The 26,469-nt window shown below is 65.4% G+C and carries 27 protein-coding genes; 13 read left to right on the forward strand and 14 right to left on the reverse strand.

Going from position 1 to position 26,469, the window contains the following annotated elements; all coding sequences use genetic code 11:
* Positions 1-31: 31 nt before the first annotated feature.
* From A6723_RS04600 to A6723_RS04620, 5 genes are all read right to left on the reverse strand, one after another.
* Positions 32-385 carry a RidA family protein gene (locus A6723_RS04600; protein WP_024762078.1) on the reverse strand — a complete coding sequence of 118 codons (354 nt, stop codon included), beginning with the start codon at positions 383-385 and terminating at the stop codon, positions 32-34.
* A complete protein-coding gene (dadA, locus tag A6723_RS04605; RefSeq protein ID WP_024762077.1) occupies positions 360-1,655 on the reverse strand; it encodes a D-amino acid dehydrogenase in 1,296 nt (431 codons plus the stop codon). The genes A6723_RS04600 and dadA overlap by 26 nt, the downstream gene beginning before the upstream one ends.
* Before the next feature lie 361 nt (positions 1,656-2,016).
* On the reverse strand, positions 2,017-2,361 hold the full coding sequence (locus A6723_RS04610) for a YdbL family protein (protein ID WP_024762076.1): 345 nt from the start codon (positions 2,359-2,361) through the stop codon (positions 2,017-2,019).
* Between the two features lie 14 nt (positions 2,362-2,375).
* The gene (locus tag A6723_RS04615) at positions 2,376-2,567 is read right to left on the reverse strand and encodes a YnbE family lipoprotein (RefSeq protein ID WP_024762075.1); all 192 of its coding nucleotides are present in this window, start codon (positions 2,565-2,567) and stop codon (positions 2,376-2,378) included.
* 17 nt (positions 2,568-2,584) lie between these two features.
* Entirely contained in the window at positions 2,585-5,149 is a 2,565-nt protein-coding gene (locus A6723_RS04620) for a YdbH domain-containing protein (protein WP_054910071.1), read from the reverse strand.
* A 163-nt stretch (positions 5,150-5,312) separates the two neighbouring features.
* On the opposite strand from A6723_RS04620, the gene dadR reads away from it, so the two are divergent.
* The 3 genes from dadR to A6723_RS04635 all read left to right on the forward strand — a co-directional run bounded on the left by dadR (position 5,313) and on the right by A6723_RS04635 (position 8,906).
* On the forward strand, positions 5,313-5,801 hold the full coding sequence (gene dadR, locus A6723_RS04625) for a transcriptional regulator DadR (RefSeq protein WP_015479539.1): 489 nt from the start codon (positions 5,313-5,315) through the stop codon (positions 5,799-5,801).
* Positions 5,802-5,965: 164 nt separating this feature from the next.
* The gene (locus tag A6723_RS04630) at positions 5,966-7,285 is read left to right on the forward strand and encodes an FAD-binding oxidoreductase (protein ID WP_054910070.1); all 1,320 of its coding nucleotides are present in this window, start codon (positions 5,966-5,968) and stop codon (positions 7,283-7,285) included.
* A 67-nt stretch (positions 7,286-7,352) separates the two neighbouring features.
* On the forward strand, positions 7,353-8,906 hold the full coding sequence (locus tag A6723_RS04635; RefSeq protein WP_054910069.1) for a phospholipase D family protein: 1,554 nt from the start codon (positions 7,353-7,355) through the stop codon (positions 8,904-8,906).
* On the opposite strand, the gene A6723_RS04640 is transcribed toward A6723_RS04635, so the two are convergent.
* Positions 8,903-10,072 (reverse strand): MFS transporter, encoded by a 1,170-nt coding sequence (locus tag A6723_RS04640; RefSeq protein ID WP_054910068.1) that lies wholly within the window; start codon positions 10,070-10,072, stop codon positions 8,903-8,905. The two genes, A6723_RS04635 and A6723_RS04640, sit on opposite strands and share 4 nt — an antisense overlap.
* Positions 10,073-10,229: 157 nt before the next feature.
* A complete protein-coding gene (locus tag A6723_RS04645; protein WP_024762073.1) occupies positions 10,230-11,723 on the reverse strand; it encodes an aldehyde dehydrogenase in 1,494 nt (497 codons plus the stop codon).
* A gap of 303 nt (positions 11,724-12,026) precedes the next feature.
* Between A6723_RS04645 and A6723_RS04650 the strand changes: the two genes are divergently transcribed.
* The gene (locus tag A6723_RS04650) at positions 12,027-12,389 is read left to right on the forward strand and encodes a cupin domain-containing protein (protein ID WP_024762072.1); all 363 of its coding nucleotides are present in this window, start codon (positions 12,027-12,029) and stop codon (positions 12,387-12,389) included.
* A gap of 123 nt (positions 12,390-12,512) precedes the next feature.
* On the opposite strand, the gene rpmG is transcribed toward A6723_RS04650, so the two are convergent.
* Positions 12,513-12,668, reverse strand: coding sequence for a 50S ribosomal protein L33 (gene rpmG / locus A6723_RS04655; protein ID WP_017520721.1), 156 nt, complete (start codon positions 12,666-12,668; stop codon positions 12,513-12,515).
* Positions 12,669-12,680: 12 nt separating this feature from the next.
* Positions 12,681-12,917 carry a 50S ribosomal protein L28 gene (rpmB, locus tag A6723_RS04660; protein WP_009614118.1) on the reverse strand — a complete coding sequence of 79 codons (237 nt, stop codon included), beginning with the start codon at positions 12,915-12,917 and terminating at the stop codon, positions 12,681-12,683.
* A gap of 364 nt (positions 12,918-13,281) precedes the next feature.
* Between rpmB and A6723_RS04665 the strand changes: the two genes are divergently transcribed.
* A complete protein-coding gene (locus A6723_RS04665) occupies positions 13,282-14,853 on the forward strand; it encodes an ABC transporter substrate-binding protein (RefSeq protein ID WP_054910067.1) in 1,572 nt (523 codons plus the stop codon).
* A complete protein-coding gene (locus A6723_RS04670; RefSeq protein WP_256234581.1) occupies positions 14,850-15,431 on the forward strand; it encodes a hypothetical protein in 582 nt (193 codons plus the stop codon). The genes A6723_RS04665 and A6723_RS04670 overlap by 4 nt, the downstream gene beginning before the upstream one ends.
* On the opposite strand, the gene radC is transcribed toward A6723_RS04670, so the two are convergent.
* Positions 15,405-16,079 (reverse strand): DNA repair protein RadC, encoded by a 675-nt coding sequence (gene radC, locus A6723_RS04675; protein ID WP_054910066.1) that lies wholly within the window; start codon positions 16,077-16,079, stop codon positions 15,405-15,407. The two genes, A6723_RS04670 and radC, sit on opposite strands and share 27 nt — an antisense overlap.
* A 140-nt stretch (positions 16,080-16,219) precedes the next feature.
* Between radC and coaBC the strand changes: the two genes are divergently transcribed.
* The 5 genes from coaBC to A6723_RS04700 all read left to right on the forward strand — a co-directional run bounded on the left by coaBC (position 16,220) and on the right by A6723_RS04700 (position 22,040).
* Positions 16,220-17,428: a bifunctional phosphopantothenoylcysteine decarboxylase/phosphopantothenate--cysteine ligase CoaBC gene (coaBC, locus tag A6723_RS04680; RefSeq protein ID WP_054910065.1), complete on the forward strand. Its 1,209-nt coding sequence runs from the start codon at positions 16,220-16,222 to the stop codon at positions 17,426-17,428.
* A 7-nt stretch (positions 17,429-17,435) separates the two neighbouring features.
* Positions 17,436-17,891, forward strand: a complete 456-nt coding sequence (dut, locus tag A6723_RS04685) for a dUTP diphosphatase (protein WP_054910064.1) — start codon at positions 17,436-17,438, stop codon at positions 17,889-17,891.
* A 40-nt stretch (positions 17,892-17,931) separates the two neighbouring features.
* On the forward strand, positions 17,932-20,556 hold the full coding sequence (locus A6723_RS04690) for a phosphomannomutase/phosphoglucomutase (RefSeq protein WP_054910063.1): 2,625 nt from the start codon (positions 17,932-17,934) through the stop codon (positions 20,554-20,556).
* A gap of 20 nt (positions 20,557-20,576) precedes the next feature.
* The gene (gene argB / locus A6723_RS04695) at positions 20,577-21,482 is read left to right on the forward strand and encodes an acetylglutamate kinase (protein WP_024762065.1); all 906 of its coding nucleotides are present in this window, start codon (positions 20,577-20,579) and stop codon (positions 21,480-21,482) included.
* 111 nt (positions 21,483-21,593) lie between these two features.
* Complete coding sequence (locus A6723_RS04700; protein WP_024762064.1) at positions 21,594-22,040, forward strand: thioesterase family protein; 447 nt, start codon at positions 21,594-21,596, stop codon at positions 22,038-22,040.
* A gap of 17 nt (positions 22,041-22,057) precedes the next feature.
* On the opposite strand, the gene A6723_RS04705 is transcribed toward A6723_RS04700, so the two are convergent.
* Together A6723_RS04705 and pyrE are read right to left on the reverse strand one after the other, a co-directional pair.
* Positions 22,058-22,678, reverse strand: coding sequence for a hypothetical protein (locus tag A6723_RS04705; protein ID WP_054910062.1), 621 nt, complete (start codon positions 22,676-22,678; stop codon positions 22,058-22,060).
* A 20-nt stretch (positions 22,679-22,698) separates the two neighbouring features.
* Positions 22,699-23,340: an orotate phosphoribosyltransferase gene (gene pyrE / locus A6723_RS04710; RefSeq protein ID WP_054910061.1), complete on the reverse strand. Its 642-nt coding sequence runs from the start codon at positions 23,338-23,340 to the stop codon at positions 22,699-22,701.
* A gap of 81 nt (positions 23,341-23,421) precedes the next feature.
* Here pyrE and A6723_RS04715 point away from each other — a divergent pair, with 81 nt between their 5' ends.
* Complete coding sequence (locus A6723_RS04715) at positions 23,422-24,201, forward strand: exodeoxyribonuclease III (RefSeq protein ID WP_037009721.1); 780 nt, start codon at positions 23,422-23,424, stop codon at positions 24,199-24,201.
* Between the two features lie 75 nt (positions 24,202-24,276).
* On the opposite strand, the gene A6723_RS04720 is transcribed toward A6723_RS04715, so the two are convergent.
* Both A6723_RS04720 and rph read right to left on the reverse strand, forming a co-directional pair.
* The gene (locus A6723_RS04720) at positions 24,277-24,648 is read right to left on the reverse strand and encodes a DUF4870 domain-containing protein (protein ID WP_024762061.1); all 372 of its coding nucleotides are present in this window, start codon (positions 24,646-24,648) and stop codon (positions 24,277-24,279) included.
* Positions 24,649-24,682: 34 nt separating this feature from the next.
* Entirely contained in the window at positions 24,683-25,402 is a 720-nt protein-coding gene (rph, locus tag A6723_RS04725) for a ribonuclease PH (protein ID WP_015479557.1), read from the reverse strand.
* Positions 25,403-25,568: 166 nt separating this feature from the next.
* Here rph and A6723_RS04730 point away from each other — a divergent pair, with 166 nt between their 5' ends.
* Positions 25,569-26,432, forward strand: coding sequence for a YicC/YloC family endoribonuclease (locus A6723_RS04730; RefSeq protein WP_054910059.1), 864 nt, complete (start codon positions 25,569-25,571; stop codon positions 26,430-26,432).
* Positions 26,433-26,469 lie beyond the last annotated feature (37 nt).

Here is a 26,469-nt window from a genome sequence, read left to right on the forward strand (position 1 = left end):
CCGGCGCTCCGGCCGGGCCACGCAAAAACGATCAGGGCAGTGCGGCGACGATGGAGATCTCGACGAGGATCTCCGGGTAGCACAGCGCCGCCTGGACGGTGGCGCGCGCCGGGGCGCAGCCCTGCGGGACCCACTGGTCCCAGACGCCGTTCATGCCGGCAAAGTCGGCGGCGACGTCCTTGAGGTAGATGGTTGCCGAGAGGACACGCGACTTGTCGGTGCCGGCCTCGTCGAGCAGGCGCTCGACGCTGGCGAGGACTTCGCGGGTCTGTTGCTCGACGTCGGCGGTGAGGTCGTCCGCCACCTGGCCGGCGAGGTACACCGTGCCATTGTGAACGACGACCTGGCTCATCCGCTGATTAGTGTGCAGGCGCTGGATGGCCATTCTGAGCCTCCGAAGTGGAACCGTAGCGGGAGATATCCAGACCTTCGGTGCTGATCTGCGGACGCTTCTTGGCCATCAGGTCGGCGAGGTAGCGGCCCGAGCCGCACGCCATGGTCCAGCCCAGGGTGCCGTGGCCGGTATTGAGGAACAGGTTGCGATAGCGGGTGGCACCGACGATCGGTGTGCCGTCCGGGGTAGCCGGGCGCAGGCCGGTCCAGAATTCCGCCTGGCTGACATCGCCGCCTTCCGGATAGAGGTCGGTGGTGATCATTTCCAGGGTGGCGCGGCGACGCGGGTTCAGCGACAGGTCGAAGCCGGCGATTTCCGCCATGCCGCCGACGCGGATGCGCTGGTCGAAACGGGTGATCGCGACCTTGTAGGTCTCGTCGAGAATGGTCGAGGTCGGCGCCATGTCCGGGTTGGTGATCGGCACGGTCAGCGAGTAACCCTTGAGCGGGTAGACCGGGGCGTCGATGCCCAGCGGCTTGAGCATCTGCGGCGAGTAGCTGCCCAGCGCCAGCACGTAGCGGTCGGCGGTGACCAGTTGGCCATCGACCCAGACGCCGTTGATACGGTCACCGGCGAAGTCCAGGCGCTGGATGTCCTGGCCGAAGCGGAATTCCACGCCCAGGGCCTTGGCCATCTCGGCCAGCTTGGTGGTGAACATCTGGCAGTCGCCGGTCTGGTCGTTGGGCAGGCGCAGGGCGCCGACCAGCTTGTCGGCCACCTTGGCCAGGGCCGGCTCGACGCGGGCAATGCCGGCGCGGTCCAGCACTTCATAAGGAACGCCGGTGCTTTCCAGGACGGCGATGTCCTTGGCGGCGGAATCCAGCTGAGCCTGGGTGCGGAACAGCTGGGTGGTGCCCAGGGAGCGGCCTTCGTAGGTGATGCCGGTCTCCGCGCGCAGCTCGTCGAGGCAGTCGCGGCTGTACTCGGACAGGCGCACCATGCGCTCCTTGTTCACCGCGTAGCTCTTGGCGTTGCAGTTGCGCAGCATCTGCCACATCCAGCTGTACTGGCTGGGGTCACCAGTCAGCTTGATGGCCAGCGGGGCGTGGGTCTGCAGCAGCCATTTCATGGCCTTGAGCGGGATGCCCGGGGCGGCCCAGGGCGAGGCGTAGCCAGGCGACACCTGGCCGGCGTTGGCGAAGCTGGTTTCCAGGGCCGGGCCGGGCTGGCGGTCGACGACGACCACTTCGAAGCCGGCACGGGCGAGATAGTAAGCACTGGCGGTACCGATCACACCGCTGCCAAGCACCAGAACGCGCATCTTTGCCTCCTACGTCGCGCCAGGGGCGCAGACGTTTCTTATTCTGAACGTAGATGCGCGCAGTATAGGAAGTCAGGCTCAGCGATATTCACTGATTGCGATGCGGTATTTGACGAAAATTCCTGGCAAAAGTCGCTTTCACGGAGGGACATCCACCAGGATTACGGCATTTTCACCCGAGACCGAATGGTCGAGGATCTGGCGAAAATTTCACCAGATCCAGAGTAAATAGCGAACGAAATGGGATTGACCAGAACTTCTCGCGCCGGACCATTCCCCGACGGGAATTACCTGCTCTCGCCGCCAGCCCCCGGACTCGCCGCCACAAGTGGCGGCGAGCAGGGAATTCCCCTTGACGCGGCTACTTGCGTACCCACTGACCATTGACCTGCACGTACTGCCCCGATGGCGTACGTTCGATGGCCTTCTTGCCAGCCAGCGCTTCGACGTCAGCCAGCTTGGCGCCGCTCTGCCCGGCAACCTTCTGGTATTCGGCGCGGCGTGCCGCGTTGATCTGCGCGGCGATATCGGCGGCGTCACCGCCATTCTTCACGACGCCCAGGTAGCCGTCGGTCTGTTCACCGACCAGACCCTGGGACTTGGCGCCACCCAGGGCAGACATCGCCTGCTCCAGGCTCATGGCCATGACCGGCAGGCTCAGGCAGAGGGCGACCAGCGCGACGCCCAGTTTGCGGTGCAATCTCATGCAAAGGCTCCTTCTCAGAACAGGCCACTGTTCTCGTTGATGATGCCGTCGAGCGCCTTGTCGACCTTGATATAGATCTCGTGCTCGATCTTCACGTTGAGGTTGATGTTGATCGGCTCCTTGGGCGCGGCCAGCTGCACGGTAGGCGTGCAGCCCTGGACGACGCCTGCCAGGAGCAGGAAGGGTAAAACGGCGCGAAGGCGCATCGGGGTTCTCCTTGCGGTCATGGCGCGGCGGCCGGGTCGTTGCGCAGGCGTTCCTGCACGCGCTTGCGAATGGTGTCGCTGACCCGGTCGCTCAGTTGCAGGCTGGTGAGCAGCTTGGGCACGTTCTCCTCCAGATTGACATTGAGGTTGATCGGCCGGCCCTGCTCCAGCGCCGGGTTGCGCCCGCTCAGGCTCAGGGCGAGGAGCAGCTTGCCCGATTCATCATAATCCACGCGGCTGCTCAGTTTGTCGTAGCGGAAATCGTCGATGGCCGTGGCCACCAGTTGCATGGCCGGGTTGCTCTGGCCCAGGGAGCGGATCTTCTCCGAACGGAATTGCAGCACGCCGGGCTGCCGTGCGGCGACTTCTCCGCCGTGGATGACCAGCTTGCCTTCGTGCAGGCCCAGCGGCAGGTTGCCGTCGATGATGCCGTTGCCGGACAGCCCTTCCGCCGGGTAGGCCGTCAGGATCACCTCCAGCGCCAGCCCTTCCAGTTTCAGCGTCAGACCCTCGCGGCGCGCGGAAAGATCCACGCCCCCCGGCGGTAGCCATGCGCGACCGTTGAACATACCGAGCTCCGCCTGCTGCCAGTCGACCCGCCCGGCCAACGGTGCGGCCAGCGAGCCCCTGTAGTTGCCCTGCAGCGACAGCGGCCCCAGTGTCACGCCGGGGTTGAGCGAGGCGACTTTCACCTGCGGCAGTTGCAGCTCCATCTGCGAGCCGTTCAGCGCGAACTTCGCCTGCAGGTCGAGGCCATGGACCTCGCTGCGGTCGTACACGCCCTCCAGACCTTGCCCGCGCAGGTTCAGGCCCAGGCTCTGCGGCGCGCTACCCGGTGGCAGGCGCCAGTTCAGGTCGAAGCTGGCCTTGCCGTTGTTCAGGCTGAGCAGCGCCGGCCAGTCGCCAAGGGACTTCTCCAGCGGGTTGCCGGTGCGCAGGAAGAACTCCGGCTGGCGCGCAACCAGCGCAACGCCCTGCCTGGCGGAATTGTTCAGATCGACTTCGGCATTCAGCCCGCCGCTGTTCAGCAGGCGGCCCTTGAACTGCTGGCTGTCGAGGCTCGCCGCCAGCGTCCCCAGGGCATTCCAGGAAAGCGGTTTGACGTGGGGCTGGCGCAGTTCGCCCACGGCCAGTTTCAGCGGCGCACTCAGTTGCAGGGTGGCCGGCGCATCGGCCGCATAGCCCAGGTCGAGCGCGCCCTTGCCGAGAACGGCGCTGAGCTTGCTCGCCTTGAGCGACTGCGGCCCGGCCAGGGTGCCGACCTGGAGTTGCGCGCCATCCGCGAAGGCGACGTTGGCGGACTGCTGGTCGATGCGCCCCTCGAAGCTCAGGTCGAGACGGCTGCTGTCGCCACGCAAGCCGGCCAGCTCAAGGTGCGGGACCTTGCCTTCGAGCCGCGAATCCATCAGTTGCAGCGCCAGCGGCGTCGCTTCCAGCAATGCCACACGGGAACGCAGGCGCAGATCGGCGGCGCCCACGGCGTGCAGCTCGGCGCGAACACTACCGGCCTCTTCATCCACGCCGGGCTCCATGTGCAGCGTCAGTCGTGCCGGGCGCAGGCCCACTGGCAGCGCCTGCAGCCAGTCGCCGTAGAGGTCGGACAGGCGCAGATCGCCGCTGAGCACCGAGGGCCGCCAGCCAACGTCGGTGCCGCTGGCGATCAGCCGCAGGTCGCCCTGCAGGTTGCCCAGGCCCGGCAGCGGCCAGGGTTGCGGCAATTGCAGGGAAAGATCGATGTTGCCGCGGCCATCGCGCAGGCCGGGCCAGTCCGGCCACGCGGCGTTGCCAGCCAGCTGCGTATTCCAGCTCAGGCGCAGGCGGCCGGCTTCGGGGATAGGCAGCGGCAGGTTCGGCGTTGGCAACCACATGCCCAGCCAGTTGCGCACCGCCTGCACCGGCGGCACGGCGGGGCTGGCAAGGCTGCCGCTGAGCTGGCGGGCGCCCGGCGCCCAGGTCGAATCCAGCGACAGCAGCTGTTCGTTGTCGAGGAAGCTGTCCAGTTGCAGGCGCCACTGCCCGTCGCCGGGCTGCAACAGGCCATTGAAGGCGAGCTGCTGCCCGCCCTGGCGCAACTCGCCGCCCAGCGCTGCGGCGCCGCCCGGGATCTGCTGCCAGTGGGCGCTGCCGTTGAGGGTGCAACGCTGCTCGCGGGCACAGGGCAGCTCGAGGAAAACCTGTTCCAGCGCCAGGCGTCCGGGCAGCAGCGCCAGCCAGCGATTGAGTTGCGCCAGGTCCGGCAGCGCGACCTCCTCGCCTTCCGCGCGCTCTCCCGGCCATTGGCGGACAGCGATCCTGCCGGCGGCCAGCTCCTTCAAGCGCCAGCGGCCATCGGCATGTTCGGGCCAGCCGACGCGGACCTCGCGCAACTGGATGGCCAACCGCGCACCATCGGGTGTCTGCCGCTGAAGAGCCATCTGCTCCAGGGTCAGCCCTTGTCGCGAAACGCTCAGGCCCTGCCACTGTTCGATGCTCACCCCGGCGTTGGCCAGCAGCCTCGGAATCGCCAGCCACACCGCGCCGACCGCCAGTGCCAGGAGCAGCAACAGCAGCAGGAGGACGGTGCGCAGGCGGGGGAACGACATGCGAAGGCTCCGGAAAAAACAGGCGATTGCAGCCGGAAATGGCAGAACTCTGGCCTACAGGCTGGCCGCCCGGCGCGGGAAGTTCAAGGGTTGCCAGTGATATTCCCTACACAACCGACTATATTGCCGATATTCCCCCAAAGCTCATCCCAGAGTCTTTCCCATGAGAACCCAGCACCAAAGCCGCCGCGAACTGGACAAGATCGACCGCAATATCCTGCGCATCCTGCAGGAAGAGGGTCGCATCTCCTTCACCGAACTGGGCGAGCGCGTCGGCCTCTCCACCACGCCGTGCACCGAGCGCGTGCGCCGGCTGGAGCGCGAGGGGATCATCATGGGCTACAACGCCCGGCTGAACCCGCAGTACCTGAAAGCAAGCCTGCTGGTGTTCGTCGAAATCAGCCTGGACTACAAATCCGGTGACACCTTCGAGGACTTCCGCCGCTCGGTGCTCAAGCTGCCCCACGTGCTGGAGTGCCACCTGGTGTCGGGCCACTTCGACTACCTGGTGAAGGCGCGCATCTCGGAGATGGCCTCCTACCGCAAGCTGCTGGGCGACATCCTGCTCAAGCTGCCCCATGTCCGCGAGTCCAAGAGCTACATCGTGATGGAAGAGGTGAAGGAAAGCCTCACCCTGCCTATCCCCGACTAAATAGCCGGACTAAAAAGCCGGACTGATTCCCGCCATTCGCGGCAGGCTCATCGAGTTTATTTACGACTTCCCGGCGTTTTTTGCGCCGCTGCCTATTGGCTGGGCGGGAAGTCGGCGTTTATCCTGCGTAAAATTTTAACAACACAAAAATCAGGATATCGCACATGAACGCCCGCGTTCACCAGCCGGTACACACCGACCGCCACGCCCCGTCCTACTACGCCGCGAGCGTCAATCGGCGCCTCGAAGTACCGCCCCTGGCCGGCGAGGAAAGGGCCGACGTGTGCATCATCGGCGGTGGTTTCTCCGGGCTGAACACGGCCATCGAACTGGCCGAGCGCGGGTTCTCGGTGATCCTGCTGGAAGCCCACCAGATCGGCTGGGGCGCCAGCGGCCGCAACGGCGGCCAACTGATCCGCGGCGTCGGCCATGGCCTGGAGCAATTCGAGCCGGTGATCGGTGCCGAAGGCGTCCATGCCATCAAGCTGATGGGCCTGGAGGCGGTGGAAATCGTCCGTCGCCGCGTCGAGCAGTACGCCATCGACTGCGACCTGACCTGGGGCTACTGCGACCTGGCCAACAAGCCTTCCGACGTCGAAGGCTTCCAGGAAGACTTCGACGAACTGAAGAGCCTCGGCTACCGCCACGAACTGCGCATGGTCCCGAAGGAGGAAATGCGCTCCATCGTCGGCTCCGACCTCTATGTCGGCGGCATGGTGGACATGGGCTCGGGCCACCTGCACCCGCTCAACCTCGCCTTGGGCGAAGCGGCCGCGGCGCAGAGCCTGGGCGTGAAGCTGTTCGAGAACTCCGCCGTCACCGGCATCGACTACGGCAGCGAAGTGCGCGTGCGCACCGCCCAGGGCAGCGTGCGCGCCAAATCCCTGGTGATCGCCTGCAACGCCTACCAGAACCGCCTCAATCCCTACCTCGACGGCAAGGTGCTGCCTGCCGGCAGCTACGTCATCGCCACCGAGCCGCTGTCCGCCGAACAGGCCCATGCCCTGCTGCCGCAGAACATGGCCGTGTGCGACCAGCGCGTGGCGCTGGACTACTACCGCCTTTCCGCCGACAACCGCCTGCTGTTCGGCGGTGCCTGCCATTACTCCGGGCGCGACCCGGCGGACATCGCCGCCTATATGCGACCGAAGATGCTCAAGGTCTTCCCGCACCTGGAAAACCTGCGCATCGACTACCAGTGGGGCGGGATGATCGGCATCGGTGCCAACCGCCTGCCGCAGATCGGCCGCCTGCCCGACCAGCCCAATGTGTACTTCGCCCAGGCCTATGCCGGCCACGGGGTGAACGCCACGCACCTGGCCGGCAAGTTGCTCGCCGAGGCCATTGCCGGCCAGCAGGGCAGCGGCTTCGAGCTGTTCGCCAAGGTGCCGCACATCACCTTCCCCGGCGGCAAGCTGCTGCGCTCGCCATTGCTGGCCCTGGGCATGGCCTGGTACCGCTTCAAGGAAACCCTCGGCGGCTGACCCCTGCGCGCTGCAGCGGCTAGAATCTTCCGCAGCCCGTCACCGGCGGGCTTGTCGGAGACTTCCCTTGCTTCCACGCCTGCTCCTGCTGATCCTGCTGGCCCTGGCTGGCTGCGCCAGTGCGCCACCGCCCGAGCCCTCGCACGTGCTGCCGGTGCAGGGCACGCGGCTGGACAATGAGATCAGCGAGCGCGCCGCCGCTCATCCCGGCCAGTCCGGCTTCCACCTGCTGGCGTCCAGCGTCGACGCCTTCCTCGCCCGCGCCGAGCTGATCCGCAAGGCCCAGCGCAGCCTCGACGTCCAGTACTACATCGTCCACGACGGCCTCACCACCCGCGCGCTGATCCGCGAACTGTTGCACGCAGCGGATCGCGGCGTGCGCGTGCGCATCCTGATCGACGACACCAGCAGCGATGGCTGGGACTACGAACTGGGCACGCTCGCCGCCCACCCGAACATCCAGGTGCGCCTGTTCAATCCGCTGCACCTGGGCCGCAGTACCGGCGTCACGCGCAACCTCGGGCGGCTGTTCAACCTCTCCGAGCAGCATCGGCGAATGCACAACAAGTTGCTGCTGGCGGACAACAGCGTGGCCATCGTCGGCGGCCGCAACCTGGGCGACGAGTACTTCGACGCCAAGGCCGAGATGAACTTCAGCGACCTCGACCTGATGGGCGTCGGGCCGGTGGCCCAGTCGCTGGGAGAGAGCTTCGACCAATACTGGAACAGCCGCATCAGCCGGCCCATCGAGGACTATCTGTGGGGCGAGCCGGACCTCGACGAGCTGAACCGCATGCGCCGCAAGCTGGATCACTACCTGGCGAAGGAGCGGGTGAAGAGCTCCAGCTATATCGCCCGGCTGAATCGCAACAGCGACCGCCCGCACCTGCAGAACTGGCTGGACGACCTGGTCTGGGCACCGGGCAAGGCGGTCTGGGATACGCCACTGAAGGTACTCGACCAGGGCGATCCGAAAGGCGAGCAGTTGCTCAGCACCCAGTTACAGCCGCTGTTCGACGAAGTGTCGAAGGAGCTGATCCTGGTCTCGGCCTACTTCGTGCCGACCAGCGCCGGCGTCGACTACCTGACCCAGCGCGCCGAAAGCGGCGTCAGCGTGCGCTTGCTGACCAACTCGCTGGAAGCAACCGACGTGCCGGCCGTGCACGCCGGTTACGCGCCCTACCGCCTGGAGCTGCTGGAGCATGGGGTGAAGCTCTACGAGCTGCGCGCCGACCCGGACCAGCGCCTCTCCGGAGCGCCGTGGATGGTGCGCGGGTCGAGCAGCGCCAGCCTGCACAGCAAGGCGGCGGTGTTCGACCAGCAGAAGGTGTTCGTCGGCTCGCTGAACTTCGACCCGCGCTCGGTGCTGTGGAACACCGAGGTCGGCATCATCGTCGACAGCCCGGAACTGGCCGACCAGGTGCGCCGCCTGGCGCTGGCGAGCATGTCGCCCAGCGTCAGCTACCAAGTGAAGATAGCGCCGGGCAGCGAGCCGCCGAAGCTGATCTGGATCGAGGAGCGTGGCGGCAAGCTGGTGGCACTGGACCGTGAACCGGGCAACGTCTGGCGCCGGCTCAACGTATGGATCGCCGGCGCCATCGGGCTGGAGAAGATGCTCTAGGAGCGCTCCTGCTGCAGTTCGGCGTCGGTCGCGCGCATCACCGGCGGCAAGCCGCGATAGGACACCAGCACCACGAACCCCGCAGCGCCCAGCGCCATCACCAGCGGTAGCGCATGGCCGCTGATCCACTGGCTGGCCGCGCCGGTCGCCAGGGGGCCGATCAGGCAGCCTATCCCCCACAGCTGAGCGATATGCGCGTTGGCGCGAACCAGCGCGTCGTCACGGTAGCGCTCGCCAATCAAGATCAGCGACAGGGTGAACAACCCGCCCGCACTGGCGCCGAACAGCACCAGCACCGGCCAGATGGCGCTATGGTGCAGCAGCAGCGGCATGGCCAGGCTGCTGAGGAACAGCACGATGCCGCAGCCCTTGAACAACGTCTGCCGGGAGATGCGGTCGGCCAGCCAGCCGATGGGCAGTTGCAGCAGTGCATCACCGACCACCACGGTGCTGACCATCGCCAGTGCCACGGCCTGGGTGAAGCCCTGCTGGATGCCATACACCGGCAGCAGGGTGAGGATCATGGCCTCGAAGCCGGCGAACAGCACCACCGCCCAGGCAATCGCCGGAAGCTGGGCGCAGAAGCTGAACAACCCGCGGCCATTGGCACTGTGCGGGTCGACCTTGGGCGCGCCGGTGCGGCCGAGCAGCAACAAAGAACCACCCACCAGCAGGCAGACGCTGAACCAGAAACCACGGTCGTCGGCGGTGCCGATGAAGGTCAGCAGCACCGGGCCGGACAGCTGGCTCAGCGCATAGCCAGTGCCATACAAGGCGACCAGGCGGCCGCGCCACTTCTCGATGGCCAACTGGTTGATCCAGCTCTCCCCGAGGATGAACACCACAGTCAGCTGTACACCGATCAGCAGGCGCAGGATCAGCCAGACCGGATAGCTCTGCAGCAGCGCCAGCAGGCCCACCGAGAAGGCCCCGGAAATCAGGCAGATACGCATCAGCAGCGGTGTGCCGACCCGCGCGGCGAGGCGGCCGGCGATCATTGCGCCCAGCAGTACGCCCACCGCAGGCGTGGACGCCATGACGCCGATGGCGAAGTTACCGTAACCCCAGCTCTCCAGACGCAGAGAAACCAGCGGCATGGTCAGGCCCAGGGCCAGACCGATGCTGATCACGGCAGCACACACAGCAAAATAAGGAACCCAACGCATTGTCTTTCTCCCGTTCCATCCGGAGCGCACGCCGGGCGCGAGGGTGCCCGATGCGCAATGCACAGCGGCCGGGTTTCCCTGAGGGAAACCCGGCCGCGGGTGTGGCTCTTTGTCAGAGCCGGCCCCTGGATCGAGGCCGACCTGCTTCAGCCGAGGATCAGAGTTTGATCCAGGTGGCTTTCAGCTCGGTGTATTTATCAAAGGCGTGCAGCGACTTGTCGCGGCCGTTGCCGGACTGCTTGAAGCCGCCGAACGGAGCGGTCATGTCGCCGCCGTCGTACTGGTTCACCCACACGCTGCCGGCGCGCAGCGCCTTGGCGGTCAGGTGGGCCTTGGACAGGTCGCTGGTCCACACCGCCGCGGCCAGGCCGTACGGAGTGTCGTTGGCGATGCGCACGGCTTCTTCGGCATCGGTGAACTCGATGACCGACAGCACCGGGCCGAAGATCTCTTCACGAGCGATGCGCATGGCGTTGGTCACGCCGTCGAAGATGGTCGGCTCGACGTAGGTACCGCCAGTCTCTTCCAGGGTGCGCTTGCCGCCGGCCACCAGCTTGGCGCCGTCGTCGTGGCCAGCCTGGATGTAGCTCAGCACGTTGTTCATCTGGGTGGTGTCGACCAGCGCACCGACGTTGGTTTCCGGGTCCAGCGGGTTGCCCGGCTTCCAGGCCTTGATGGCTTCGACGACCATCGGCACGAACTCGGCCTTGATCGACTTCTCCACCAGCAGGCGCGAGCCAGCGGTGCAGACTTCGCCCTGGTTGAAGGCGATGGCGCTGGCAGCGGCTTCGGCAGCGGCTTTCAGGTCCGGCGCGTCAGCGAAGACGATGTTCGGGCTCTTGCCGCCGGCTTCCAGCCAGACGCGCTTCATGTTGGATTCGCCCGCGTAGATCATCAGCTGCTTGGCGATCTTGGTCGAACCGGTGAACACCAGGGTGTCGACGTCCATGTGCAGGGCCAGGGCCTTGCCCACGGTGTGGCCGAAGCCCGGCAGGACGTTGAACACGCCTTTCGGGATGCCGGCCTCGATGGCCAGCTGGGCGATACGGATACCGGTCAGCGGGGACTTCTCGGAAGGCTTGAGGATCACCGAGTTACCGGTGGTCAGCGCCGGGCCGAGCTTCCAGCAGGTCATCAGCAGCGGGAAGTTCCACGGCACGATGGCGGCGACGACGCCGACCGGCTCGCGGGTGACCAGGCCCAGTTCGTTGTGGGCGGTGGCAGCGACTTCGTCGTAGATCTTGTCGATCGCTTCACCGCTCCAGCGCAGGCTGTTGGCGGCGCTGGACACGTCGATGCTCAGCGAGTCGCTGATCGGCTTGCCCATGTCGAGGGTTTCCAGCAGGGCCAGTTCCTCAGCGTTCTCCAGCAGCAGCTCGGAGAATCGGATCATGACCTTCTTGCGCTTGGCCGGGGCCAGGCGCGACCACACGCCGGAGTCGAAGGCAGCACGGGCAACCTGCACGGCACTTTCGGCATCGGCCAGGTCGCAGCTGGCGACCTTGGCCAGGAAGCGGCCATCCACAGGGCTGATGCAGTCGAAGGTGGCGCCGGATGCGGCGTCGACGTATTCACCGTTGACGAAGGCGCGGCCTTCGATCTTCAGGTCCTTGGCGCGAGCTTCCCAATCGGCGCGAGTGAGGGTACCCATGACAACGTGTCCTCTTATTAATGTACTTATTCAGGTGCAGGCGCCCGGCGTGGGCGCGCTGTCAAATATTCCGCAAGGCGGAGCAAACGCATGCTGTTGGCAACCCTAAACCGGAGGCAGCCAATTTTCAATATTTTTTACACTAAGCGGCCAAATGGCCTTGTCACGTTCGTTTTATTAAACATAGACTGCCCTGATTCGTCGGCTGATGGTTTTCCGACAGCCGCTTCGGAGTAAATAACCAACAGCGCTGCGCGTGCCCGCACGCACTCTCGCCTACAACTCTAAAGAACCGAGACCGCCATGAACGTCGAGCAGATCGTCGATTTCGCCCAGGCCACCACCGCCCCGGAACACTACCGCCCCGCTCCGGACCGCATCATCAAGGGCGACCCGGCGCAGAACGTGCGCAACCACTACGCCAGCGACTGCGGCCAGTTCAACGTGGGCATCTGGGAAGGCGAGCCGGGCCACTGGAACGTCAGCTACACCGAGCACGAGTACTGCGAGATTCTCCAGGGCGTGTCGGTGATCCGTGACGCCAATGGCGGCGCCAAGACCGTGCGCGTCGGCGACCGCTTCGTCATCCCCGCCGGCTTCAGCGGCACCTGGGAAGTACTGGAGCCGTGCCGCAAGGTCTACGTGATCTTCGAGCAGAAGGCCTGATCCACCGAACATGAAAAAGCCCGCCGATCGGCGGGCTTTTTTGTGCCCGCGGTTCCGTCAGAAACCGCGGGAAAGAAAAAACCCGCCACGAGGGGCGGGTTTCTTCACAAGGACGAAGATCAATTACTTGATCTTGGCTTCCTTGTAGATCACGTGCTTGCGAACAACCGGATCGTATTTCTTGATCTCGATTTTCTCAGGCTTGGTACGCTTGTTCTTGTCGGTGGTGTAGAAGTGGCCGGTACCGGCGCTGGACACCAAACGGATCAGTTCGCGCATGACTGCAGCTCCTTAGAATTTTTCGCCGCGGGCGCGCAGGTCGTTCAGAACGGCCTCGATGCCACGCTTGTCGATGATACGCATGCCTTTGGCGGAAACGCGCAGACGCACGAAGCGCTTCTCGGATTCAACCCAGAAACGGTGATGCTGCAGGTTCGGCAGGAAACGGCGACGGGTTTTGTTGTGTGCGTGGGAAATGTTATTCCCGGTAACCGGACCCTTACCGGTCACTTGGCAAACTCTCGACATGGCTCAGCCCTCTGTAAACCACATGCCAAACCCGGCATGGGTTGGCTGCTTAACTCAATAGGATTCTCAGTTTCACCGGGGTCTTAACTGCCGCTTCGCCGCGATCGAGTCGCAGGATCAGGCAGGGCCCCAGAAAAGAGCGCAGCTTTATATCAGAAAGTCACTTCACGCTGCAAGGGAAAGCATGACTCGGAAAAGCCGACGCCAGCCCCCGCGGGCCGCGGCACTGGTGCCGTTCGTCGCCTGTCATCGTTGTGACGGGCAGCGGCTTGGTCTAGGGTAGCTCCTTCGAGGCTGCCAACAGCCTTGCATGACCCGCCCAGCCTCGCGGATGGGCATCTTGCCAGCTTACACGGAGTCCGTCATGCGTCTTGCCCTTCTCGCCCTCCTTCTTTCTCCCGCCCTCGCCAGTGCCGCCTCGCTGAGTGTCTGCACCGAAGCCAGCCCCGAAGGCTTCGACGTGGTCCAGTACAACTCGCTGACCACCACCAACGCCTCGGCCGACGTACTGATGAACCGCCTGGTGGACTTCGATGCTGCAAAGGGCGCCGTAGTACCGAGCCTGGCCGAAAGCTGGAAGGTCTCCGATGACGGCCTGACCTACGACTTCCAGTTGCGCGATGGCGTAGCCTTCCACCACACCGACTACTTCAAGCCCAGCCGCACGCTGAGCGCCGACGACGTGGTGTTCAGTTTCCAGCGCATGCTCGACCCGGCCCAGCCCTGGCACAAGGTCGCGCAGAGCGGCTTCCCCCATGCCCAGTCCATGCAGCTGCCGAGCCTGGTAAAAGCCGTGGAGAGGGTCGATGAGCGCCATGTGCGCTTCACCCTCAACCACCCGGACGCGACCTTCCTGGCAATGCTCAGCATGGGCTTCGCCTCAATCTATTCGGCCGAGTACGCCGACCAGCTGATGAAGGCCGGCACCCCGGAGAAGCTCAACGCCCAGCCGATCGGCACCGGGCCCTTCGTCTTCAAGCGCTTCCAGAAGGACGCCGTGGTGCGCTACAGCGCCAACGCCGAGTACTTCGGCGGCAAGCCGGCTGTGGATAACCTGGTGTTCGCCATCACCCCGGACGCCAGCGTGCGCCTGCAGAAGCTCAAGCGCGGCGAATGCCAGATCGCCCTGTCGCCCAAGCCCCTGGACGTCGAGGCGGCGACCAAGAGCGCCGACCTCAAGGTCGAGCAGACCCCAGCCTTCATGACCGCCTTCGTCGGCATCAACAGCCAGCACCCGCCGCTGGACAACCCCAAGGTGCGCCAGGCGATCAACCTTGCCTTCGACAAGGGCACCTACCTCAAGAGCGTGTTCGCCGGCAGCGCCACCGTCGCCGACGGCGTGTACCCGCCCAACACCTGGAGCTACGCCAAGGACATCCAAGGCTATCCCCGTGACCTGGACAAGGCCCGCGCCCTGCTGGCCGAAGCCGGGCACAAGGAAGGCTTCAAGACCACCATCTGGACCCGCCCCTCCGGCAGCCTGCTCAACCCCAACCCCAGCGTCGGCGCGCAACTGCTGCAGGCGGACCTGGCGCAGATCGGCATCCAGGCCGAGATCCGCGTGATCGAATGGGGCGAGCTGATTCGCCGTGCCAAGGCCGGCGAGCATGACCTGCTGTTCATGGGCTGGGCCGGTGACAACGGCGACCCGGACAACTTCCTCACCCCGCAATTCTCCTGCGCCAGCGTGAAGTCCGGCCTCAACTTCGCCCGTTATTGCGACGAGAAGCTCGACGGCCTGATCAGCCAGGGCAAGGCGGTCGCCGACCAGGCCAAGCGCAGCGCGCTGTACCACCAGGCCCAGCAGATCATCCACGATCAGGCGCTGTGGCTGCCGCTGGCACACCCGACCGCTTCGGCGCTCACCCAACAGAACGTGAAGGGTTATTCAGTCAGCCCCTTCGGTCGCCAGGATTTCTCCAAGGTGCAGCTTTGAGCGACGCCCTGCTCAATCATCTGCTACCGGAGTTCCAGTTCTCCGAGCGGCACACGCTGAACATGCGGGCGTCACCCGGCCAGGTGCTGGACGCAGTGACCCAGCTCACCGTCGAGCAGGACCCGCTGGTACAGCGCTTCCTGCAGATCCGCGAGGCACCGGCGCGGCTCGCCCTGCGCCTGGGGTTACGCAACGCGCTGGCTGATCGCCCGCGCTTCGGCCTGCACGAGTTCACCCTGCTGGGGCGCCACGCCGACCGGGAAATCGGCTATGGGCTGGTTGGACGCTTCTGGCGCAGCGACTTCGGCCTGCGTTCGTGCGCGGACGGCGAAGCCTTCCGGCGCTTCGCCGAGCCCGGCACAGCCAGGCTGATGCTGCACTTTTCCTGCGAGCCGACGGATCGGGACGGCTACACCCAGGTCCGAACGGAAACCCGCGTGCACTGCCCGGACCGCCGCAGCCGCCTGCTGTTCACACCTTACTGGCTGGCGATCCGCCCGGTCAGCGGGCTGATTCGCCGACGCCTGCTGCGCGATATCCAGCGGCGCATTTCAGACCAGCCCCAACTCGGCCATTGATTGCGGCTCGCCGTCACCGACGATGAAGTGATCCAGCACGCGTACGTCGATGAGCGCCAGCGCCTCGATGATGCGGCGGGTCAGCAGGCGGTCGGAGTGGCTCGGCTCGCAGATCCCCGAGGGATGGTTGTGCGCCAGGATCAGCGCGGCGGCGTTGTGCGCCAGCGCGCGCTTGACGATCTGCCGGGGATAGACGGCGGCGCTGTCGATGGAGCCGTGGAACAGCACTTCGAAGTCCAGCACCCGGTGGCGGTTGTCCATGAACAGGCAGGCGAATACCTCGTGGTGCTCGTGGCGTAAGCGTGCCTTGAGAAAGTCACGCACGGCCTGGGGGCTTTCCAGCGCCGAGTCGCGACTGAGCTGTTCGGCCAGGTGGCGCCGGGCAATTTCCAGCACGGCCTGCAGCTGCACGAACTTGGCGACGCCCAGCCCCAGGTGACTGCAGAACGATTCCAGGTCTGCCTCCAGCAGGGCCCGCAGGCTGCCGAACTCGCTGAGCAGCCGCCGCGCCAGGTCGACGGCACTGCAGCCAACCACGCCGGTACGCAGGAAGATCGCCAGCAACTCGGCGTCGCTCAGGCTCGCTGCGCCCCGTTCGAGAAGCTTTTCCCGCGGACGCTCCGCCGCAGGCCAGTCACGAATACTCAAGGAACCTCCCGGTCAGGCCGCCCGCTGTTCCCGCGCAGGCGCTGTGCTATCTTAGCCCCCTCGCTTCGCGCAGCCGGAGGCCTGGGGAGGCGTCGTCGGCTTCAGCGCGCGTCATCCATTTCCGTATTTAAGGCTGGCCTATGCAGCGGCTCTATCGTAAACGCATCGTTCTGGGCGTCGGCGGCGGTATCGCCGCCTACAAGAGCGCCGAACTGGTCCGCCGGTTGCGCGACCAGGGCGCCGAGGTGCGTGTCGTGATGACCCAGGGCGGCCGCGAGTTCATCACCCCGCTCACCCTTCAGGCCCTTTCCGGTCATCCAGTGCACCTGGACCTGCTCGACCCCGCCGCCGAAGCGGCCATGGGGCATATCGAGCTGGCCCGCTGGGCCGACCTGGTACTGATCGCCCCCGCCACCGCCGACCTCATGGCGCGCCTGGCCCAGGGCGTGGCCAACGATCTGCTGACCACCCTGGTACTGGCCACCGATGCGCAGGTTGCCCTCGCCCCGGCAATGAACCAGGCCATGTGGCGCGACCCGGCCACCCAGGTCAACGCCGAGCTGCTGCGCAGCCGTGGCCTGCACTTCTTCGGCCCCGCTGCCGGCAGCCAGGCCTGCGGCGACGTCGGCCCCGGGCGCATGCTCGAGGCCGGGGAACTGGCGCAGCTGGCCGCGGACTGCTTCGAGTTCAAGGCACTGACCGGCCAGCACATCCTGATCACCGCCGGGCCGACCCAGGAAAACATCGACCCGGTGCGCTACATCACCAACCACAGCTCCGGGAAGATGGGCTTCGCCCTGGCAGAGGCGGCCGCCGAGGCCGGCGCCCGCGTGACCCTGGTGACCGGCCCGGTGCACCTGCCGACTCCGGACCGGGTGAGCCGCGTCGACGTGGTCAGCGCCCGCGACATGCTCGCCGCCTGCGAAGCGGCAATGCCGGCGGACATCCTGATCGCCTCCGCCGCCGTGGCCGACTACCGCCCGGAGCTGGTCGCGACCCAGAAGCTGAAGAAAGATCCCACCAAGGGTGATGGCCTGCTCTTGCAGCTGGTGCGCAATCCCGACATCCTCGCCACCCTCTCGCTGCGCGAGGACCGGCCCTTCAGCGTCGGCTTCGCGGCGGAGACCGAGAACCTGCTCGAGTACGCCTCGCGCAAGCTCAAGGACAAGAATCTCGACCTGATTGTCGCCAATGACGTGGCAAATCCGTCAATCGGCTTCAATAGTGAAGAGAACGCCATCACGGTCATCGACCGCGAATTGCACAAGACTGCGTTCGCCCAGACCAGCAAGGGCAAGATTGCCCGCCAGCTGATCGCCTTCATCGCCGAACGCATCAATCAACACTGAGAACTCAATGCATTCCCTGCAAGCCAAGATCCTCGACTCCCGCCTGGGCAGCGACTTCCCGCTGCCGCAGTACGCCACCCCGGGTTCCGCCGGCCTCGACCTGCGCGCCATGCTCAAGGACGACCTCATCCTCGAGCCGGGCCAGACCGTGCTGATCCCCACCGGCCTGTCCATCTACGTCGCCGATCCTGGCCTGGCCGCGCTGATCCTTCCGCGCTCGGGCCTGGGCCACAAGCACGGCATCGTGCTGGGCAACCTGGTCGGCCTGATCGACTCGGACTACCAGGGCGAGCTGATGGTCTCCTGCTGGAACCGCGGCAATACCGCTTTCAAGATCGCCATCGGCGAGCGCATCGCGCAGCTGGTGCTGGTGCCGGTGGTGCAGGCGCATTTCGAGCTGGTCGAGAGCTTCGACGAAAGCCAGCGCGGTGCCGGCGGCTTCGGGCACTCCGGCAGCCATTGACCCCTACCCATTTCAGGATGAATCGCCGAGGAGACGTTGCATGAAACTTTTCCAACGCACTGCCAAGGACAGCGCCGAACTGCCGGAACTCGTACCGGCGGAGAAGCCCGTCAAGGGATCGGCCCCCAAGGTCGACCTCAAACCACTGCTGCCATCCTTCGTCCTTACCGTGGGCGGTGTAGCGGCGGCCGGCGCGCTGCTGTGGTTCAGCCTGTTCGGCCAGGCCGACAAGGCTCACGTTACCCAGCTGAGCAACGCATGGTCGGAAAGCCAGGCCGGTGCGCTGCGCCAGTCCCTGAACCTGCTGGCGGCCGACAGCCGCGCCATGGCGGGCGACCCGCAACTGCTGCCCGTCCTGCAGAGCAACGATCCAACGCGCATTGCCGCGCTGGAGAAGGCGCTGACCCAGGGCCATCTGGACGGGCTGGTGGACGTCCACCTGAACGCCAATGGTCAGGCCGTGCAGGACACCGCCCGCCCCGGCCCGCTGAACTACGCCGCGCTGGATATGCTGCATCGCGTCGAAAGCGGCCAGGCCGTAGCGCCGGAAGCCTACAAGGTCGGCACCCGCTGGCTGGTCTACAACCCCGTCGCCCTGCGCGCCGCGGACAACTCGATCCAGGGTTCGCTGCTGCTGGTCGTCGACCTGCAGCGCCTGCTCGGCAACCTGCCGCCGATGTCCGCCGACATCGGTCAGTTGCAGATTTCCCAGCAGTTCGGCAACTCGCCGGCCCAGTTGCTGCTGCAACGCGGGCAGGCCAGTGACGCCGCTCCGGTAGCGCTGCCCAGTGGCAATCCGAACTGGAAGCTGAGCTTCACCCCCGGCCCGACCGTCACCGACCATCTGTACTCGCCAACCCTGCTGGGTATCGCCGCCCTGCTGGCACTGGTGGGCGGCCTGCTTGGCCTCTATCTTGCGCAAAGTGCGATGCAGCGCCGGGTCAGCAAGGATGCCCAGGCCCTGGGCCAGTTCATTCAGGAACTCGCCGGCCAACGCACTGCCAAAGCACCTGAGCTGAGCCTGCCGAGTCTGCAGGCACTGGCTCAGGCGCTGGCCCGCCAGCCACGCCGCAAGACCGAAACACCCGGTGCCAGCGCACCCGCCGCGCCCGCAGCTCCCGTCCAGCCGATCCCGGCTGCCACCGCTGCCAGCGCCCCGGCCGCTGCCACCGAATCGCCATTGGTCGATCCGCTATTCCAGAACACTGACATTCTGGACATCGACATTCTTGATGAAGACCAGGATCTCCTGGGATTGGAGCAAACACCCGCTATGAGCACGCCTAAAGCCCCGCAACTGCCCGCCAGCATCTTCCGCGCCTATGACATCCGTGGCGTGGTCGGCGATACCCTGACCGCCGAGACTGCCTACTGGGTCGGCCGCGCGATCGGTTCCGAAAGCCTGGCGCGCGGCGAGCCGTGCGTCTCCGTGGGCCGCGATGGCCGCCTGTCCGGCCCCGAGCTGGTCCAGCAGCTGATCCAGGGCCTGGTCGATTGCGGTTGCCAGGTCACCGACATCGGCATGGTGCCCACCCCGGTCCTGTACTACGCCGCCAACGTCCTGGAAGGCAAATCGGGCGTGATGCTCACCGGCAGCCACAACCCGCCGGACTACAACGGCTTCAAGATCGTCGTCGCCGGCGAGACCCTGGCCAACGAACAGATCCAGGCCCTGCGCGAGCGCATCCAGAACGATGACCTCGCCTCTGGCGTGGGCAGCGTGCAGCAGATCGACATCCTGCCGCGCTACTTCCAGCAGATTCGCGACGACATCGCCCTGGCCAAGCCGCTGAAAGTGGTGGTGGACTGCGGCAACGGCGTGGCCGGCGTGATCGCCCCGCAACTGATCGAAGCCCTGGGCTGCACCGTGATCCCGCTGTACTGCGATGTCGACGGCACCTTCCCCAACCACCACCCGGATCCGGGCAAGCCGGAGAACCTGGAAGACCTGATCGCCAAGGTGAAAGAGACCGGCGCCGACCTGGGCCTGGCCTTCGACGGCGACGGCGACCGCGTGGGCGTGGTGACCAACGAAGGCACCATCATCTATCCGGACCGCCTGCTGATGCTGTTCGCCAAGGACGTTGTCTCGCGCAACCCGGGCGCCGACATCATCTTCGACGTCAAATGCACCCGTCGCCTGATCTCGCTGATCAGCGGCTACGGCGGTCGCCCGGTGATGTGGAAGACCGGCCACTCGCTGATCAAGAAGAAAATGAAGGAAACCGGCGCCCTGCTCGCCGGCGAGATGAGCGGCCACATCTTCTTCAAGGAGCGCTGGTACGGCTTCGACGACGGCATCTACAGCGCCGCGCGCCTGCTGGAAATCATCAGCCTGGACAAGCGCGATGCCGAGCGCGTGTTCTCCGCGTTCCCGATGGACATCTCCACCCCGGAAATCAACATCACCGTCACCGACGAGGGCAAGTTCGCCCTGATCGAGGCGCTGCAGGCCCGCGGCCAGTGGGGTGAAGCCAACCTCACCACCCTCGACGGCGTGCGTGTGGATTACCCCAAAGGCTGGGGCCTGGTTCGCGCGTCCAACACCACTCCGGTGCTGGTGCTGCGCTTCGAGGCGGATTCCCAGGACGAACTGGAACGCATCAAGGACGTGTTCCGTACCCAGCTGAAAGCGGTCGATCCCGCCCTCAGCCTGCCCTTCTGACCCCTATGCCGGAGCCCACCATGACCCAGAGCCGCGATGACGCCGCCCAGGTTGCCCGCGTCCTTGCCGAAGCCCTGCCCTATATCCGCCGTTTCGTCGGCAAGACGCTGGTGATCAAGTACGGCGGCAACGCCATGGAAACGGACGAGCTGAAGAACAGCTTCGCCCGCGACGTGGTGCTGATGAAAGCCGTCGGCATCAACCCGGTGGTGGTCCATGGTGGTGGTCCGCAGATCGGCGACCTGCTCAGCCGCCTGTCGATCGAGAGCCACTTCATCGATGGCATGCGCGTCACCGACGCGCAGACCATGGACGTGGTGGAGATGGTCCTCGGCGGCCAGGTGAACAAGGACATCGTCAACCTGATCAACCGTCATGGCGGCAGCGCCATCGGCCTGACGGGCAAGGACGCCGAGCTGATTCGCGCGAAGAAGCTCACCGTCACCCGCCAGACGCCGGAAATGACCAAGCCGGAAATCATCGACATCGGCCACGTGGGCGAAGTCACCGGGGTCAACGTCGACCTGCTGAACATGCTGGTGCAGGGCGACTTCATCCCGGTCATCGCGCCGATCGGCGTAGGCGCCAACGGCGAGTCCTACAACATCAACGCCGACCTGGTGGCCGGCAAGGTGGCCGAGGCGCTGAAGGCCGAGAAGCTGATGCTGCTCACCAACATCGCCGGGCTGATGGACAAGCAGGGCCAGGTGCTCACTGGCCTGACCACCGAGCAGGTCAACGAGCTGATCGCCGACGGCACCATCTACGGCGGCATGCTGCCGAAGATCCGCTGCGCGCTCGAGGCGGTCCAGGGCGGCGTGACCAGCGCGCACATCATTGATGGTCGCGTGCCCAACGCCGTGCTGCTGGAGATCTTCACCGACAGCGGTGTCGGCACGCTGATCACCAACCGCAAGCAGCGCTGATCGCAACGACACCCGCCAGGAGCGATCCTCGCGGGTGTTTTTTGCCTGCTCCAGGCCGCTTCAACCCCATGGATGCCTGGCCTCGAACAGGCCTACAGGAGTCCTTCTGACATGGCCGCGTCTCCCGTTTCCCGCAACGACTTCAGCTTCTTTCACGGCCTGCGCGTGCGCTGGTCGGAGGTCGATCCGCAGGGCATCGTCTTCAACGGCAATTACCTGACCTACGCCGACGTCGCCACCACCGAGTATTACCGCCACCTGGGCGTGAGCTACCCGGCCGACCTGCTGCGTGGCGGCGGCGACCTGTTCGCGGTGAAGACCACCCTGGAGTACCTGGCGCCGGCGCGCTTCGACGACTGGCTGGAAATGGGCGTACGCGTCAGCCGCCTGGGTCGCAGCAGCCTGACCTTCCAGGTGTCGATCTGGTGCGACGAACAGTTGCTGACGCTGGGGGAGCTGATCTACGCCTATGCCGGCGAGGACCGGACGAGCCAGCCCCTGCCGGACTGGCTGCGCGGGAAGATCAACGAGTTCGAGCGCGTCTCGCCGCAGCAGTAAGCGCGGCGGACGGAGCGTCAATTACCGCCGGATATCTGGGCGAAGCGCGCCCTATCGGAAGCAAAGCTGCTCTGCGCCTGGACCCGCAACTGCTGGTAGCGGGCGATATCCTGCTGCAGGCGCTGTTCATCGTCGCGCAGGTTGCTCAGTTGCGCGACCAGGTCGTCCGGCACCTGGCGACCAGCGCGTTCCTGATCGGCGGCACGGGCCTGCAGGTTGGCCTGCTGCATCTTCAGCGATTGCAGGTTGCCCTTGGCCACGCTGGCCAGCCCATCCAGCTCGGCCAGCTTGCGATCGCGGGCACGATCGACGTCTTCCACGCTGGTATACATGCGCATCAGTTGCTGATCGGAGCTGGCGCGGGCGGCGTCCGCCTTGCGCTGCTCGATCTCGGCGGCGGTCGGTGCCGGCGGAACCTCGCGGATGACCCGGCCCTGGTCGTTGAGCACCTGGTAGCCCTTGCCGATGTATTGCGGAGGAACACCCAGGCGGTCGATGACGGTGATGCCCTTGTCATTGACGTAGCGGTACATCTCGACCTGGCTGGTCGGCTGCCCGGCAGCCGTCACCTGGCCTGCGAGCATGGCTCCCAGAAGCCCCATCAACACCCTGTAGCGGAAAGCACCCTGCTTGGCCATGCCCTACGTCCTGGTTGCGGTTAGATACCGTACTGCGCCCGATAGGCCTCGACAGCCGCGAGATGCTGCTTGAGCTGACCGTCACCGGCCAGATATTCCAGCACCTGCTCCAGCGAGACAATGCTTACGACCGGAATCGAAAAGTCCCGTTCAACTTCCTGGATTGCCGACAGCTCGCCCTTGCCGCGCTCCTGGCGGTTCAGCGCGATCAACACACCGGCTGCCTGGGCACCCTGGGCGTCGATGATCTGCATGACCTCGCGGATCGCAGTGCCGGCGGTGATCACGTCATCGATGATCAGCGCGCGGCCGGTCAGCGGCGCGCCGACCAGCGTGCCGCCTTCGCCATGGTCCTTGGCTTCCTTGCGGTTGAAGCACCAGGGCAGGTCGCGGCCGTGTTGTTCGGCCAACGCAATCGCTGTAGCGGCCGCCAGCGGGATTCCTTTATAGGCAGGGCCGAACAACACGTCGAAAGGTATGCCGCTGTCGACCACTGCGCTGGCGTAGAAACGACCCAGCTGGGACAGCGCAACCCCGGTATTGAACAGACCGGCGTTGAAGAAGTACGGACTGGTGCGTCCGGACTTGAGGGTGAACTCGCCGAAGCGAAGAACGCCGCGCTCGATGGCGAAGCGGATGAAATCGCGTTGATATGCGTGCATGGGAGAGAACCGGCCGGTATGAATTTAGCTAAACCGTTTGAGCTCGGGTATCATACACACACGTGATTTTGGGGGCCATTTATGCGGATCATCAGTGTGAACGTGAATGGTATTCAGGCTGCAGCCGAGCGTGGTTTGCTCAGTTGGCTGCAAGCCCAGAATGCCGACGTGATCTGCTTGCAGGATACCCGCGCCTCCGCTTTCGATCTGGATGACCCGTCCTACCAACTGGATGGCTACTTCCTGTACGCCTGCGATGCCGAAGTGCCCAGTCAGGGCGGCGTCGCAATCTATAGTCGTCTGCAACCCAAGGCTGTCATAAGCGGCCTGGGTTTCGAGATGGCCGATCGTTACGGGCGCTACCTGCAAGCCGATTTCGATAAGGTGAGTATCGCCACTCTCCTGCTGCCTACCGGGCAGGAAGGGGACGAGAACCTGAACCACAAGTTCAAGTTCATGGACGATTTCGCCCAGTACATGAACAAGCAGCGCCGCAAGCGCCGCGAATACATCTATTGCGGCTCGCTCTACGTCGCGCACCAGAAGCTGGACGTGAAGAACTGGCGCGAATGCCAGCAATCTCCCGGCTTCATGGCGCCGGAGCGTGGCTGGATGGATGAGATCTTCGGCACCATGGGCTATGTCGACGCCCTGCGCGAGGTCAACCGCGAAGGCGACCAGTACAGCTGGTGGCCGGAAAGCGAGCAGGCCGAGTTGCTCAACCTGGGCTGGCGCTTCGACTACCAGATCCTCACGCCGGGTCTGCGTCGCTTCGTGCGCGGCGCCAAGCTGCCGCGTCAGCCGCGCTTCTCCCAGCATGCGCCGCTGATCGTCGATTACGACTGGACGCTGAGCATCTGAGCCCGTCGTGCCGCCGAAAGGCGGACAGAAAAAAGCCGGCTTCGAGCCGGCTTTTTCGTGCCTGGAGTTCAGCCCCTACTTGATCGGGCGCCAGGTGAAGGGATAGCGATAATCCAGCCCTTCGTTGGCTTTGATCCCGGCGATGATGGTGAGCACCAGCGCGCCGATACTCACCAGCCCCAGCAGGAAGAAGCCGATCACCACCAGCATCAGCAGGAAGCTGACCATCACCGCGAGGCTCACGGTGATCTGGAAGTTCAGCGCCTCCTTGCCCTGGCGGTCCACGAACGGGTCCGATTCACGCTTGATCTGCCAGACGATCAGCGGCCCGAGCAGGTTGCCAAAGGGAAAGATGAAGCCGAGGAACGCGGCGAAGTGGCAGAACATCGCCCACTGGCGGGCTTCCTGGCTCGGCTGAACCTGCTGTACCGGTACTTCGTCGCTCATCCTTTCGCTCCTTGCCTTGGGTATCGAGTGCAGATCAGTCCGCCAGCGCGGCGCGCTGCAGTTCGAACAGTTCGCGCAGGCCCTGCTGCGCCAGCTCCAGCATGGCATTCAGCTCGGCCGGCTGGAAGGGCGCACCCTCGGCGGTGCCCTGGACTTCGATGAAGCCGCCGGCATCGGTCATGACCACGTTCAGGTCGGTCTCGGCGGCGGAATCCTCCAGGTAGTCCAGGTCCAGCACCGGTTCGCCCTGGTACATGCCTACGGAAACGGCAGCGACCATCTGCTTGAGCGGGTTGCCCTTGAGCGCACCACGCTTCTTCAGCACGGCCAGCGCATCGATCAGCGCCACGGTGGCGCCGGTGATGGACGCGGTGCGGGTGCCGCCGTCGGCCTGGATCACATCGCAGTCGATGTACAGGGTGTTTTCACCCAGCTTGGACAGGTCCAGCGCGGCGCGCAGGGAGCGGCCGATCAGGCGCTGGATTTCCAGGGTGCGACCACCCTGCTTGCCGCGAGCGGCTTCGCGCTGGTTACGCTCGCCAGTGGAGCGCGGCAGCATGCCGTACTCGGCGGTCAGCCAGCCCTGGCCCTGGCCCTTGAGGAAGCGCGGCACACCGGATTCGGCGCTGACGGTGCAGATCACCTTGGTGTCGCCGAACTCGACCAGCACGGAGCCCTCGGCGTGCTTGGTGTAATGGCGGGTGATACGGATCGGGCGCAGTTGGTCGGCGGCGCGGCCACTGGGACGGTTCATGGAGGCATCCTGTACAGATTGCTGGCGGGGGAATGTCGGCCATTATAGAGGCCCGCGGACGGACGCAACCACCGCCGGCGTGCGACGGCGCGCTACGCTGGGTTACAATTGCCGGTTTCCGACGACCTGTCGGCCGTTTCCTACAGTCTTCAAGCGAGGTAATTCCATGGTCCACAGCATGACCGCCTTCGCCCGCGTCGAGCGTGCCGGCACCCATGGAACCCTCAGTTGGGAACTGCGCTCGGTCAACCATCGCTACCTCGAGCCCAACCTGCGCCTGCCCGAAGCCTTCCGCGACCTCGAAGGCGCGGTGCGCGAGGCGCTGCGCCAGGGTCTGTCGCGCGGCAAGGTGGAGTGCACCCTGCGCTTCAACGAGGAAAACGCCGGCAAGCCGCTGCAGGTCGACCGCGAGCGCGCCGCGCAACTGGTCGCCGCCGCCGAGACCGTCGCCGGCCTGATCCAGCAGCCCGCCCCGCTCGACCCGCTGGCCGTGCTGGCCTGGCCGGGTGTGCTGGTGGGCGATGCCGCCGATCCGCAGGCGCTCAATGCCAGCGCCCTGGCCGCCTTCAATCAGGCACTGGACGAGCTCAAGGCCGGCCGCGCCCGCGAAGGCGCGGACCTGGCGAAGATCATCGACGAACGCCTGAGCGCCATGCAGGAAGAGGTGGTGAACCTGCGCGAGCTGGTGCCGCAGATGCTCGCCAACCAGCGCCAGAAGATCCTCGACCGCTTCAACGAGATGAAGGCCGAGCTCGACCCGCAGCGCCTGGAGCAGGAAATGGTCCTGCTGGCGCAGAAGAGCGACGTCGCCGAAGAGCTCGACCGCCTGACCACCCACGTCACCGAAGTGCGCCGCGTGCTCAAGGCCGGTGGGGCTGCCGGCCGCCGCCTGGACTTCCTCATGCAGGAGCTCAACCGCGAGGCCAACACGCTGGGTTCGAAGGCTTTCGACCCGCGCTCGACCCAGGCAGCGGTCAACCTCAAGGTCCTGATCGAGCAGATGCGCGAGCAGGTCCAGAATATCGAGTAAGCCGGACGCCTCCGGCTTCCATTCAGTCAACCGTTAC

Origin of the sequence: Pseudomonas sp. AU11447, from assembly GCF_001672555.2 — a bacterium.
Classification (GTDB): domain Bacteria; phylum Pseudomonadota; class Gammaproteobacteria; order Pseudomonadales; family Pseudomonadaceae; genus Pseudomonas; species Pseudomonas nitroreducens.